The organism is Acinetobacter sp., from assembly GCF_049284435.1.
Taxonomy (GTDB): Bacteria; Pseudomonadota; Gammaproteobacteria; order Pseudomonadales; family Moraxellaceae; genus Acinetobacter.
Genome location: NZ_JBAPXX010000067.1, coordinates 1 through 13,000 on the forward strand (window position 1 = coordinate 1; position 13,000 = coordinate 13,000).

The 13,000-nt window shown below is 41.6% G+C and carries 13 protein-coding genes; 8 read left to right on the top strand and 5 right to left on the bottom strand.

Going from position 1 to position 13,000, the window contains the following annotated elements; all coding sequences use genetic code 11:
- The 5 genes from WAK81_RS05665 to gmk all read right to left on the bottom strand — a co-directional run.
- On the bottom strand, nucleotides 1–134 hold a 134-nt coding region (locus WAK81_RS05665; RefSeq protein WP_422196053.1), incomplete at its 3' end, for a (2Fe-2S)-binding protein.
- Between the two features lie 220 nt (nucleotides 135–354).
- Nucleotides 355–738, bottom strand: coding sequence for a RidA family protein (locus tag WAK81_RS05670; protein WP_004644973.1), 384 nt, complete (start codon nucleotides 736–738; stop codon nucleotides 355–357).
- A gap of 75 nt (nucleotides 739–813) precedes the next feature.
- A complete protein-coding gene (locus WAK81_RS05675; RefSeq protein WP_422196044.1) occupies nucleotides 814–2,919 on the bottom strand; it encodes a RelA/SpoT family protein in 2,106 nt (701 codons plus the stop codon).
- Between the two features lie 214 nt (nucleotides 2,920–3,133).
- Complete coding sequence (rpoZ, locus tag WAK81_RS05680; RefSeq protein WP_004281186.1) at nucleotides 3,134–3,415, bottom strand: DNA-directed RNA polymerase subunit omega; 282 nt, start codon at nucleotides 3,413–3,415, stop codon at nucleotides 3,134–3,136.
- Nucleotides 3,416–3,491: 76 nt separating this feature from the next.
- On the bottom strand, nucleotides 3,492–4,115 hold the full coding sequence (gene gmk / locus WAK81_RS05685) for a guanylate kinase (RefSeq protein ID WP_004281187.1): 624 nt from the start codon (nucleotides 4,113–4,115) through the stop codon (nucleotides 3,492–3,494).
- A 133-nt stretch (nucleotides 4,116–4,248) separates the two neighbouring features.
- On the opposite strand from gmk, the gene ispH reads away from it, so the two are divergent.
- From ispH to WAK81_RS05725, 8 genes are all read left to right on the top strand, one after another.
- Nucleotides 4,249–5,199, top strand: coding sequence for a 4-hydroxy-3-methylbut-2-enyl diphosphate reductase (gene ispH / locus WAK81_RS05690; protein WP_422196045.1), 951 nt, complete (start codon nucleotides 4,249–4,251; stop codon nucleotides 5,197–5,199).
- A 159-nt stretch (nucleotides 5,200–5,358) separates the two neighbouring features.
- The gene (locus WAK81_RS05695) at nucleotides 5,359–5,808 is read left to right on the top strand and encodes a pilus assembly FimT family protein (RefSeq protein WP_422196046.1); all 450 of its coding nucleotides are present in this window, start codon (nucleotides 5,359–5,361) and stop codon (nucleotides 5,806–5,808) included.
- A complete protein-coding gene (gene pilV, locus WAK81_RS05700; RefSeq protein WP_422196047.1) occupies nucleotides 5,808–6,311 on the top strand; it encodes a type IV pilus modification protein PilV in 504 nt (167 codons plus the stop codon). The genes WAK81_RS05695 and pilV overlap by 1 nt, the downstream gene beginning before the upstream one ends.
- A 1-nt stretch (nucleotide 6,312) precedes the next feature.
- Nucleotides 6,313–7,425: a PilW family protein gene (locus tag WAK81_RS05705; RefSeq protein ID WP_422196048.1), complete on the top strand. Its 1,113-nt coding sequence runs from the start codon at nucleotides 6,313–6,315 to the stop codon at nucleotides 7,423–7,425.
- Entirely contained in the window at nucleotides 7,425–8,207 is a 783-nt protein-coding gene (locus WAK81_RS05710) for a pilus assembly PilX family protein (protein ID WP_422196049.1), read from the top strand. Before WAK81_RS05705 ends, WAK81_RS05710 begins: the two co-directional genes overlap by 1 nt.
- Before the next feature lie 16 nt (nucleotides 8,208–8,223).
- Nucleotides 8,224–11,898, top strand: coding sequence for a pilus assembly protein PilY (locus WAK81_RS05715; RefSeq protein ID WP_422196050.1), 3,675 nt, complete (start codon nucleotides 8,224–8,226; stop codon nucleotides 11,896–11,898).
- Between the two features lie 13 nt (nucleotides 11,899–11,911).
- Nucleotides 11,912–12,409, top strand: coding sequence for a type IV pilin protein (locus tag WAK81_RS05720; protein WP_422196051.1), 498 nt, complete (start codon nucleotides 11,912–11,914; stop codon nucleotides 12,407–12,409).
- Nucleotides 12,403–12,882 carry a type IV pilin protein gene (locus WAK81_RS05725; RefSeq protein ID WP_422196052.1) on the top strand — a complete coding sequence of 160 codons (480 nt, stop codon included), beginning with the start codon at nucleotides 12,403–12,405 and terminating at the stop codon, nucleotides 12,880–12,882. Before WAK81_RS05720 ends, WAK81_RS05725 begins: the two co-directional genes overlap by 7 nt.
- Nucleotides 12,883–13,000: the final 118 nt, after the last annotated feature.

Below are 13,000 nucleotides of genomic sequence, written 5' to 3' on the forward strand. Positions count from 1 at the left end.
GCTTCTGGTGCACAGCGGCCACAGCAAGTCCCCAAGTCCAACATATCGCGAACATCACGATAACTTTCAGCGCCATTTGCAATAGCATCTTTAATGTCTTGATCTGTAATGCCACGGCATAAACAAACGTACATAGGACACAACCACAGTGATTAAATAAGATAAGTAATATTATTGATAATTGTTATCGTTTGTCAATAAAAATCATTTGAAATAGCTTTTATCATGATTGATGATTTAGATAAAAAATCACCACCTGAGCGGAAACCCAAGTACTGCTCGGATTTCCACACAAAAGCGATTCATGATTTAGAATGAGATATTGCAGGGTGAGGATTGAGTGATTTTTATAACTTATTGATTAATGATAACAATGCCATCCATTTCAACCAAGGCATCTTTAGGCAGGCTGGCGACACCTAAAGCAGCACGTGCTGGATAAGGCTGGGCAAAATACTCGCCCATAATCTGGTTCACAAGTTGAAAGTGAGATAAGTCGGTCAGGAAAATATTTAGTTTGGCGATATCTGCCAAAGAACCGCCGGCTGCCTCACAGACTGCTTTTAAATTATCAAACACCCGGCGAATTTGAGCTTCAATGCCTTCAACCAGTTCCATACTGTAAGGATCCAGGCCAATTTGACCTGATAGATATAAGGTATCACCCACTAAAATGGCTTGCGAATAAGTGCCAATCGCAGCAGGGGCATTTTCAGTATGGATTACTTGGCGGGACATTAATTTCTCCTTTTATCATCGACATACATCATATTCGATCAATTCGGCCGATAAAAGCACTATCGTTTTAAATGATTAACTTGCTTTAGAGGCTTCACTGAAAACAACCGGCTGTGCCAGACGAATAATTCGTGGAAAACCGAAATACATGCGTAAATCCCGGATAATCTGTGCGATCTGTTTACGGTTATGCACCACGATATTGACATAAGTTTTGTCATCCTGAGTGCGCACCATTTCCACCCCGGAATGCGCTTTACGGCATTGATAGATCAGGTCGGAAATCTGCTCGTCATTCATGTTCAGGTCAATACTGAGATAGGCAGTAAAGCTGATGTCTTCCAGATCATCAGAGGTCCACTGCAACAACATGATATTTTCTGGATGCTGATGCTGTTCATGCAGCAGGTTGTGGCAGCGCGCACGATGCACAATCAGACCGCGACGGGTCAAATGACCCTGAATCGGATCACCCAGCACAGGATTGCAGCAATGTGCATATTTGACATCGACACCTTCTGTTCCCTGAATCAGACGGTCTGAACTGGCGATATTCTGATGCTGATCTTGGGCAAATAAATGGTTGGCCACCAGTTGCGGTAATAAATCACCGACTGCAATCTGTTCAAACAGCTGTTCCTTGCTGGAAACATGACGCCACTCCAACAGATTTTTCCAGTCTGCTTCAGTCAGATCACGAATGGAACGATGGAACAGTTTCAAGGCACGATTGAGAGCCTGTTGTCCGACCAGACGCTGCTCATCTGGATCCTGATCGCGCAGAATATTCTGAATAGCACGACGAGCTTTCTGGGTATTAATAAAACTGAGCCAATCTGGGTTCGGAGTCGCAAGGACATCAGTAATGATTTCAACCACCTGGCCACTCACTAAAGGCGTTGAAAGCGGCTTGGTTTCATTATTAATTTTTGCACCAACCGCATGGTTGCCCAGGAATAAACTCGCGGCATAAGCAAAGTCGACCGCTGTGGCACCTTGCGGCAATTCATGTAAATGGCCGTGCGGGGTATAGACCCAGATTTTTTCTTGGTGGAGATAGTCCAGTAATTCACTGAAAGTAGTTTTGGCGCATTCACCATCGACCAGAACATTCAGATTTTGCATCGAGGCCTGAATCGCAGAGCGGCAGGCTTGTGGGGCACTTTCACCGAGAACGACACCAAAACGTGCTGCTTTGCGCATGAGTTCGGTTTGAATGGTAAGAGACAGGGTCGTATCTTCACCTTTCAAGCGCATCATCAAGGACTGGTTGCCTCCCGGTAAGGGGCGGCGGATATGATCTTCATAACTCTGGATTTTAAAACTTTGGGTCAGAATTTCTGCCAGTCGGTCACAATCAGCGATGCTCTGTAAAATAATTTCAAAAGCATGGCTGTGAGTCAATTCTTGTAGATCGATGTCATTTTTAACGAAGTGGCGCAGTAGCTCAATATTGTTATTTTTCTTCTTAATCCGGCCTTGAATGGCATTCTGTTGCAGCAGTTCGGTCAGGTTCTTTTCCCATTTGGCCTGGTATTCACAGCGTTTTGGCTTGGTCTCTAACAGGGCTGCCTGTACATTGTTATACATGTCCAGATCTAGATTTTGATAGCACAGATGTTCCAGGTTATCGGCCATTTCATTCATGCCGACAATGCGTGCCATTGGAACAAAAATTTCAAAGGTTTCGCGTGCAATACGTGCCCGTTTGTCTGGACGTAGTGCATCCAAAGTGGTCATATTGTGGTAACGGTCGGCCAGTTTTACAATAATGACACGCGGATCCTGTAGAGTTGCTTGCAGAATTTTCCGGAAAGAAGCCGCTTTATTATATTCTTTATCACTGGAATGGCTGAGTTTGGTGACACCATCGACCAGTTCAGCAACGGTAAAACCAAAAATCTTGCTAATATCATCTTTGTTAAATTCGGTATCTTCAATTACATCATGCAGCAGGGCGGCCATTAATGTTTCAGTGTCCAAACGCATATGCGCCAAGATACAGCTGACCGCAATCGGATGCAGAATATAAGGTTCACCACTTTTACGCACAATCCCGTCATGCGCCATATCTGCATAATCACAGGCCGCAAGCACACGTTCGACATCGCTTTCACTTAAATACGCATCGATAATGATCTCTAACTGCTGCTTGGCTTGACTGACCTGTGGGCCTGGCATAAAACACCTTTTCAACTAAATTTTTTACAAATAAAACGTGAGAGCATTCTAGAAATGTGAATTTCCTGACTTGATGGTTTTTTGCTGCTAGCGAGCAGAAAACCAATACAAACTTGATAGCTAACCCTTATGTTATAACCGTTCTGGCATAAATATAAAAGTCACATAACAAAAAAAGCCTAGTTTAGAACTAGGCTTTTTGAGTGACGATCTCTTATTGGAAAGAAAAACCGTCTAAGTTTAGATTGTTTGCAGAAAGTGCAAGATCCAAGCTTGATGTTTGATAGTCTTGATCACGTTGTTTCAAAATGTCTTTTGATACATGACCTGAAGCGATTTCACGTAAAGCAACAACAGTCGGTTTGTCATTGTCCCATTCTACAGTTGGTTCAATACCTTGACGTGCCAATTGACGCGCGCGCTTGCTTGCCACTAGTACAAGCTCAAAGCGGTTGTCTACATGGTCTAAACAATCTTCAACGGTGACGCGTGCCATAAGAATTCTCGTTTGAATAATAAATTTTAACAGACTGCACAGTATAAAAGGCTTTGTCTATAGACTCAAGTTTTAATCACTGCTCAGTCGGCGTAATCAGTTTCTGGATCAGTTTTTCATGACGGTTGGCTTGCTGGCTAAGCACCAGACGATTGGCGATAATCACCGCTTCAAGGTCATGTAGTGCTTTATTAAAGTCGTCATTAATAATGATATAGTCAAAGTTGCTATATTGTTGCATATCTTCTACCGCGCAGCTCAGACGGTGTTCAATCACATCCACCGCATCAGTACCACGGTTAGACAGGCGTTCACGCAAGTCAAACTGGCTTGGTGGTAGGATAAAAATTTGTTTAGATTCAGGAAAAAGTCGACGAACCTGTTGCGCACCTTGCCAGTCAATTTCCAGTAATACATCATGACCTTTGGCCAGTTGCTCTTTCACTGTGGCTTGCGCGGTACCGTAGTAATTACCAAATACTTCAGCGTATTCGATAAAACCACCTTCATTGACCAGATTTAAAAAATCTTCTTTATTGGAGAAATGATAGTGTACGCCATCGAGTTCGCCAGGTCGTTGACCGCGTGTAGTGTGTGACACAGAAACGTGAAGATTGTTGACACGCTCAAGTAGGGCTTTAACAAGGGATGTTTTGCCTGTTCCAGACGCTGCAGAAACGACAAACAAGAGACCCGACATGATATTTTTCCTGATATGATAAAATATCTTCTCTATTTTAGAGTAGAGCGACTTTAAACTAAATAGTTGTCAGTCGATTGTTTACATTTATTTCAATTGAACCGCCAAAAATGGTGCGAGTATTGAGGATTCTATGGAAATTGTTTTAGCCAATCCGCGTGGTTTTTGTGCTGGTGTAGATCGTGCCATTGCGATCGTGAACCGTGCCCTAGAATGCTTTAATCCACCAATTTATGTACGGCATGAAGTGGTGCATAACAAATTTGTCGTCGATGACCTACGTCAACGTGGTGCGATTTTTGTCGATGAACTCGACGAAGTTCCTGACGATAATATCGTGATTTTTAGCGCACATGGTGTTTCCAAAGCAGTGCAGCAAGAAGCTGAATGTCGTGGTCTGAAGGTTTTTGATGCGACTTGTCCCTTAGTGACTAAGGTGCATATTGAAGTCACTAAATATGCCCGTGAAGGTGTAGAAGCGATCCTGATTGGTCATGAAGGTCACCCAGAAGTCGAAGGTACCATGGGGCAATATGACAAAAAAAATGGCGGTGAGATTTATCTGGTCGAAGATGAAGAAGATGTCGCCGCTTTAACGGTACGCAATCCTGAAAAAGTGGCTTTTGTCACTCAAACGACTTTATCAATTGATGATACAGCGAAAGTGATTGATGCACTTCGCCAGAAGTTTCCGCTGATTCAAGGTCCACGTAAAGATGATATTTGCTATGCAACGCAGAATCGTCAGGACGCAGTGCGCGACTTGGCTGAACGTTGTGATGTCGTACTTGTGGTCGGTTCACCAAACTCGTCTAATTCAAACCGCTTACGTGAGCTGGCTGAGCGTATGGGTAAAGCGGCTTACCTAGTCGATAATGCCGATGAGCTCAAACAGGAATGGTTTGCAGAAAATGCCCAGATTGGGGTAACAGCAGGCGCATCTGCACCGGAAATTCTAATTAAACAAGTCATTCAGCGTTTACAGGATTGGGGTGCACAAGCGCCTAAAGAGCTGGATGGGCGAGAAGAGAATATTACCTTTAGTTTGCCGAAAGAGTTACGTATACCGGTAACACAGGCATAAAGCGTGAATGAGTTAACATTCTGAAAATTTTAAAAAAACAGATAATTGTATTTTGGCAATTATCTGTTTTTTTATGCCTTTTATCCTGTTATGTGTTTAATTTGTAATTAAGTGAGATATTATTTTTAATAGGGTAAAGTTTTGTTATCCGGGGGAACTATGCAGCAAACAAATAAAAATCAGGGATTCACTTTAATTGAGTTGATGGTCACGATTGCAGTGATGGCAATTATTGCGATGATGGCAGCTCCTTCTTTTGGAAATTTAATACAAAAACAAAATTTGAATAGAAGTACTCAGGAGTTGATAGGTCAGCTTAATAATGCGCGTTCTAAAGCTATATTAGAGCGTAGAGAAGTCAGAGTTCAATTAAATTCTTTGGCTGCAGATACCCCAACACAATTAAATTGGGCGTCGCAAGATAAAGCAATATTAAAATCCGGTTCTCCTACCGAAATTACCTTTCTGTTGAGTGGAGGGGTGAAAAATTTTGCAGCGGATATTAATGGCAAGCCCTTCATTATTTGTAATGAAAGTGGTGGTAATAAATCTAAAAATATTAGCATTTCTTTGATGGGAACAATATACGTGACAGAGGGGACATGTTAATGAAAACAAGAAATTATCAGAATGGTGTGGGTTTAATTGAAGTGTTGGTTGCTATGTTGATTTTGGCAATTGGGGTGTTGGGTTTTATTGCCCTGCAATATCGTGCTGTTGAGGCGACTTTAGAAAGTGGATATCGTGTTCAAGCTATTAATATTGCAAGAGATTTGGCGGAAAGAGTACGAATAAACCGTGGTGTTGTAGATACTTATATGAGCGAAATAGGGACACCGGATAAGCAAACTGTATCAGCCAAAAATTGCTTTACTACAAATTGTAGTACGACTGAACTTGCAGATTTTGATGTAGCACAAGTTACTGTACGTGCAAGGTCAGTAGGAATGAGTATGAATGTGATGGAGTGTCAGGGAAATAGCGATGGACGTAACTGCGTTTATGTTGCATGGGGAGATACGAGTGCAACAAATGGTACGGGGCAAGGTGATTGTACCAATAATACAGCGTATAACCCTGCCTCGACCTGTTTGATTATGGAGTTATATTGATATGACTAAATTTCACGCAGGTTTTACGCTGATAGAACTCATGATTGCACTGGCACTTGGGCTGGTGATCGCTGCTGCTGCAACAATGCTATTTCTTACAGGGCAGAAAAGTTATGTTTTACAGTCAGGTATGTCTGATTTACAAGATAATGCTAATTTTGGTTTGAACTACATTGTTAAAGATATTCGTTTAACCAACTTGAACGTGGTGAAAGCCAGTACTAATGATGAAACTCAATATGGCGGTGTGATTTTAACTTCCTCAGCGAATGCAACTTTAGATAATACTTCTAGTCCTGCTAGGCCTTTAAGTAATCTGTTTAGAACCATTACTGGAAATAGTGCAGGTGTCAATTTGGTATCAAGAAGCCAAGGCATGACGGCTGGAACTGCGCCTGCTTGGACCGGTGTATCTAATGTTCAACCCAGTACAGGCGGGACACTATTAAGCGATCAACTTACTATCCAATACCGACCTCAATATATTTTAGATGATAAAGGTACAACAGTAGATACCGATGATGACTGGGTGGGTGGCTATGATTGTGAAGGTCGAGAGTTAAGATTTCGAGTAAAAAACCCAGGTGGTAATATACCTTTTGGTCAACAAATGGTTGTTCAGCGTTACTTTTTACGCGTGGATGCAAATGCCGTGACTAATGAGCCGAATAGTCCGCTTGCGTTAGCTTGTGAAGCAGGGTTCTACGCCATAGCAGATACGCCAGCTGTGGTGAGAGTAGAAGGAGGCGCACCATCTCAAGCATTAAATACACGATTATTTGGTAGCACAGGCGGTGAGATTATTATGAAACGCGTGGACCATTTTAGAGTACTGCTTGGTGTGCAAAATGATACCAGTTATCGTTATCTGCCTATTAATGAGTATATGGCAATTGCAGCGGGTTCTCGTCCACGTATTTTATCCGTACAAATTGGCGCTTTAGTGCGTTCGGGGCAGTCAGTCAGCCGTGACGAAATCATTTCGAATGATCAGACTTTTCAAGTGTTAGATCAGTTGGTTAAGGTAAAAAAACCAGCGGCAAATGCGCCAAAATATGTTCGCCAAGTGATTTCACAAACCATTGCATTGCGCAATACTTTTGGGGATCGATAATGAAATCTTATTCATCTCAACGCGGTGCGACACTGATTGTAGTTATGATCATGTTAGTGGCAATTACAGTTATTGGTACTTTGGCCATTAAACAGGGTCTGATTTCTTTGAATGTTGCCACCAATAGCCAAGCACAACAGTTAGTGATGCAGAACTCTGATGCAGCGTTCTTTAATATTGAGCGGGAAGCAAATTTGATTCAGAGTTTAACCGCAAGTGGCATGTTTGGTTATATCAATGGTGCCGCAAATAAAGATAAAGAAATGGTATTTTGCTTTCGTGGTGCAGAAGCTAACTTTTTTGATATTAATCGTGCCAGTCTGATGGTATGGGAATCAGGGAATGCTCCAACCAATAATACTTTGGGAACAGAGGGGTATTGCAGTGTTTCGGCAAACAGCGGTAATTTTTTTACCAGTGGTCGTAGAGCAGCCATGACTCAAGTCTCAGTCAAGTTTTCAAGTCAGTTAGACAACGATCCCTTTTATGGCATGCAATACGGCACTGATGAAAAAGGGGTAAAGTTTGAGAAAAATAAACCTGTAAAAGTATTTGCGGTGTCTATTATGCCAACCCTCACCACAACAAGTGCTGCCAAGATAGATGCATGTTTAAATTCACATATGAGCGAAGTCACTATTCCATCGGGCGTTACACCCTCTACAGCTAAGGATGTGGATGGAGTCAGGGTGGATGATAGTGTGACAGACTGCTTGGCAAAATTAAATGTACCGTTTACCACGCAGGTGACTGAATACATGATTGCACAAGACTTTATATGAAATGGGGAATAACAAGATGAAAAATATTCAAAATAGCGAAAAAACATCCTGTCGTCATAAATTGTTTGCAGCCAGTATTGCAGCATTTTGTACCAGTATGATAGCGACCAGTGTAACTCAAGCCAGTGATATTGATATTTATCAGGAAGCTAAGTCAGGTACGATTACCTTGATGTTTATGCTGGATATTTCTGGAAGTATGGGGGGAAACTCATATGATGGCACTAGTCAAAATCGTATAGCACGTCTTAAGACAGCGATGAAAGACTTATTGGGAGGTAATAGTGATAAAGGGATAACGCGTATTTCAGATGATAAAGTCTTAGGTTTATCTACGTTGGGAGCAAGGTATAGTTCTAACAACTATAATACAGGCGCGGTACTTGTACCAGCTCGACGTTTGGATGTTTTGGTTGGAACAAAAACTCAAAGGCAGATATTACTAGATGCAGTAGACAATCTAGGAGCTAATACAAATACACCAACGGCACGCTCATTTGCAGAAACAGTTGCTTATTTAATGGGAACAACTACAGCTGCTTATCAACGTAATGTTGTTTCGATGCCATATTATTTTGAGAGAAATAATAACAAGAAGTACAGTTGCAGTAGCTGGAATAATACTTATACATCTTGTTCTACATGGTCAGAAACTAACGATCTTTTACCAAGCGGAAGCCATATTTCTACTAGAGATTGTAGCGTAAAAATAAATGATACTAATCGTTCAGGCACTTGTTATGATTATACAGGTGTGGTCGAGGTTTCAAATAATAACAGTGGTTTTAATTACTCTCATAGCACAACTAAAAATGGCTCAGTATATCAGTCTCCAAATTCGCTAACACAAGAAGAAGAAATCAAAAAATGTAGTGGTCAAGGTATTTATGTTCTTACAGATGGTGATCCGACACAAGACTCTGATTCTTTGCCATTAATGCAGGGTGCACTAGGTTCGCAAGGGCAAAACTTTACTTGTGATAATAGTAGTTATGACTGTCTAAATAAACTGGCTTTAAATTTATTAGATCCAACTAAAAATCCAGCAAGTTTAAAATTTAAAACAGCTGTAGTTGGATTTGGCAGTAGTTTTAATGATGTGAGTTCTTATGATAAAACTAAAACACAAGCAGAAAATATTGCAGCGTTAGGAAGAATTGATAGTAATGTTAAAAAAGCAGCATATTGGGGGATTATCGGGGAGGGGGGCTGGTATTCAGGCAATAGCTCTCAAGATGTAGTAGATAGTGTAAATGCTTTCTTAGGGGAGTTGGGAACGGATATTCCATCCGTTACCACAGGCTCACCGACTATTCCAAAAGATGCATTAAACCCTGCAGTACTGCAGGATGATGCTTATTATCAACAGTTTCAGCCAACCCCTGATAAGAGCTATCGCCTATGGGTAGGTAATCTGAAAAAATATCTGGTTGGCAGCTCAGGTAAATTGCAAGGTAGAAGCAATAAAGATGTTAATGATAGTCGTGGCCGCTTAATCACACCAACTTATGACGCTAATGGGAAACTAACTTCTGCAGTGTATGATTTTTGGTCATATGGTGTAGATAGTAATACCGCCATCGCTGATGCAGATGAAAATACCATCGGCAGCAGAAAATTTGCTGCTAAAGGTGGTGCTTGGTCACAGCTTAAATTGCGTGCAGCCAATGGAACTGTACAGCGTAAGTTGCTCACCAATCGCGTGGGTACGGGAACCGGTACAGCAGCAACATTTACAAGCAGTAATACTGCATTGCGCACAGTTAACCTCAATTATCTTACAGATACCACCTATAAAGATGATCCAAGTCGGGGTTATTTGATGAGTCTGTTGGGTTATAACGTCGATGCGGCTAATCCAGGCAGTATTACAACCACTTCATTAGCAGCAAGTGCAGAATTACGTCAAATGGGTGCAGTCATGCATTCCTTGCCTGTATTGGTCACCAATAAAGGTAAAGTAACTTATGATGCAACGACTAAAAAAATTGGTTCAACAGGTCGTGAAGATTATGTGCTTTTTGGTACGACACAAGGACTTTTGCATGTTGTTGATGCCCTAACAGGGCAAGAAAAATTTGCTTTTGTACCCAATGAAATGGTGGATAAGCAAAAAGAAGGCTTTAGCAACTATACTTCTACAAGTGGCGGCATAAGTAACCTTTATTACGGGGTCGATGGTCCATGGACTGTACATACCGAATATGTGATTGATGGTTCGGGTAATCTTACCGTTGGTACAGGTAAGGGCATTAATCAAAAAGGTAAACAATTAGCTTTCGGCGGCTTACGTATGGGAGGACGTAGCTATTATTCTTTGGATTTACGAAATATTGACTCTCCTAAGTTGAATTTCCATATTAATCCAGATGCTGCGAGTGCAAATACGCCACTAAGTTATATGGGAGAAAGTTGGTCTAAACCTACAGTGGCTTATGTGAATTGGGGGGGAGTACGTAAACTGGTGATGTTTGTCGGTGGTGGCTATGACCGTACTGGAGGAACAGACGGAAAAGGCTATGAAAATGATAGCTATGATCAAATTAATAAAAAAGGCGCGGGCGTGTATATGTTTAGTGCTGAAGGTTCTGATGCAGGTAGCTTACTTTGGTGGGCGAGTGCCAATGCAACTACCAGTGCAGCAACAGCAACCAGCGCACCGGTTGGCCGAAATGATGCTAACTTAAAGTATAGCGTAGTGAGTGAAATCCGTGCAGTAGACCGGGATAGTGATGACTTGGTTGATCATCTGTACTTTGGGGACTTGAGTGGACAACTTTTCCGTATAGATTTAGATAATAAAGCTTCTGCTTTAGGAGCATTTGCCAAAGCGCCTGTTAGACTATTCAATCTGCACAAGAACGATGGTAAAAGTGCCCGGTTTTACGATATGCCAAGCTTTTCAATTTATAATGAAAAAGGTTCAATATTTGCCGTTTTATCGGTAGGTAGCGGCAACCGTAGTCAGCCTTTGCAAAACTATACTGTGGGCACTGCTGGAGTCGAATATGATGCAATTTATAATATTTATGATAAAGATGTGGCACGTAAAGACTTATTGTCTGCAACCAGTTGGAATACCAAGGACATTACTGCTTTGGGATTAATAACTGAAGAAAACCGTTATAGTAATTCAACAATTATCGCACCTTATTCAACCAATGGTTGGTACTATAAATTTGATAATTGTGTTGCGGGTAGTGACGGTACAAAGACAGACTGTGATAAATATAAGTTACAAAGTGAGAAAGTCTTCGGCACACCACTTGCAATGAACTATCGTTTATATGTTTCGACATTTGACAGTAGTAAACCAGGTATATCAGGCGATTGTGGTGCAGGGGTAAAAGGTGAAAGTTTCTTGACGACGTTCTGTTTGCCTTTTGGTCAGTGTAAATCTAAAGATCCTGTAAGTGGAGGAGGCCGGGGTACCCCTATTGGCATCGGTATTCAAAATATCACTACAGGCAATGATAAACCTGCTGAGTGTACGGGAAGTAATTGTGGTGGCGGCACTGGGGGCGGTGGTGGTCAAGATGATAATAAAAAAGTTACGAGTAGTTCAAATTATTGTGCCAATACAGGTGGGCGGATTATTGTCACTACAACCAGTAGTGGGGGGACTGGAGAAGCGACCCAAATGTGCCTGATTCCTCAACGCTGGTATGAAAAAAATATTCTAATCAAATAATAGTGGGTGATACATGAAAATTGGTTTATCTATCCAGAAAGCTTTTACTTTGATTGAGTTAATGGTGGTGGTGGTGATTGTGGCTATTTTTGCCGCTATCGCCATTCCAAGCTATCAGCAATATGTACGAAGGGCGAATGCTACAGAAGCACAGCAGGAAATTCAGCGTATTGCCAGTGAACTTGAACGTTGGAAATCGCGCAACTTTAATTATTTGGGTTTTTCGACGATCCCTGATCCATTAATACTGCCGGTTAATGCTACCGGCAGCTCTATTAAATACCGGATTACTGTAAGAGATGGGGAGAATACCACCAGAACTCTTACCAATAACGCTGCTGCTGGACAGAGTTGGGTAATTCGCGCTGAAGGTACGGATACAAATAACTTTAACTTTTTGATGACCAGTATGGGAACACGTTGCAAAAATAAAACTCTTGCAAATATCACTGCAAATAATATTAGAAATGCGACTTGTGGAACGACAATTACAGGACGTGAAGAATGGTAAAAAATCTAAAAGGCTTTACTCTTATTGAATTGATGATTGTAGTGGCTATTATTGGCGTTTTGGCGGCAATTGCTTATCCCTCTTATCAAGAGTCAGTACGTAAAGCAAAGCGTATAGATGCTCAGGCGGTAATGACTGATACAGCAAGCAAGTTACAGCGCTATAGAATTGCCAATTTTACTTTCTTAAAAGCTGGACCTACTGCTGGAACTACAGTGCCTATTACCTTGACAGATATAGGAGGTCCGGCTGTTATTCCGACTTCAGGTCAGGGCCTGTATGATCTAACTTTAACCAATGTGAATGCCGGAACATGGACTCTCGTAGCAACACCAAAATTCGGTTCGGCACAATTGGGAGATGGTCATATTGTTCTCAATCATCGTGGAGAGCGCTGTTGGACTAAAGGTAGTGATAAAAATGGTGGTATAGCTTGTGTTCCTTCCGCCACCTCTAACTGGGACGGCCGCTAAAATATAAATTCAAACTGTGGACAACTTAAAATTTGATCTTTCATTCAGGGCAAAGTTCAAGTAAAATACTGCCCTCTATGAAAGGGGTTTGAGCTGTATCGATGGTCGGTGCAGGGAT

Coding starts and splice junctions, on each gene's coding strand:
- WAK81_RS05670 (WP_004644973.1), bottom strand. CDS start 738: ATGTCCCGCCAAGTAATCCATACTGAAAATGCCCCTGCTGCGATTGGC.
- WAK81_RS05675 (WP_422196044.1), bottom strand. CDS start 2,919: ATGCCAGGCCCACAGGTCAGTCAAGCCAAGCAGCAGTTAGAGATCATT.
- rpoZ (WP_004281186.1), bottom strand. CDS start 3,415: ATGGCACGCGTCACCGTTGAAGATTGTTTAGACCATGTAGACAACCGC.
- gmk (WP_004281187.1), bottom strand. CDS start 4,115: ATGTCGGGTCTCTTGTTTGTCGTTTCTGCAGCGTCTGGAACAGGCAAA.
- ispH (WP_422196045.1), top strand. CDS start 4,249: ATGGAAATTGTTTTAGCCAATCCGCGTGGTTTTTGTGCTGGTGTAGAT.
- WAK81_RS05695 (WP_422196046.1), top strand. CDS start 5,359: ATGCAGCAAACAAATAAAAATCAGGGATTCACTTTAATTGAGTTGATG.
- pilV (WP_422196047.1), top strand. CDS start 5,808: ATGAAAACAAGAAATTATCAGAATGGTGTGGGTTTAATTGAAGTGTTG.
- WAK81_RS05705 (WP_422196048.1), top strand. CDS start 6,313: ATGACTAAATTTCACGCAGGTTTTACGCTGATAGAACTCATGATTGCA.
- WAK81_RS05710 (WP_422196049.1), top strand. CDS start 7,425: ATGAAATCTTATTCATCTCAACGCGGTGCGACACTGATTGTAGTTATG.
- WAK81_RS05715 (WP_422196050.1), top strand. CDS start 8,224: ATGAAAAATATTCAAAATAGCGAAAAAACATCCTGTCGTCATAAATTG.
- WAK81_RS05720 (WP_422196051.1), top strand. CDS start 11,912: ATGAAAATTGGTTTATCTATCCAGAAAGCTTTTACTTTGATTGAGTTA.
- WAK81_RS05725 (WP_422196052.1), top strand. CDS start 12,403: ATGGTAAAAAATCTAAAAGGCTTTACTCTTATTGAATTGATGATTGTA.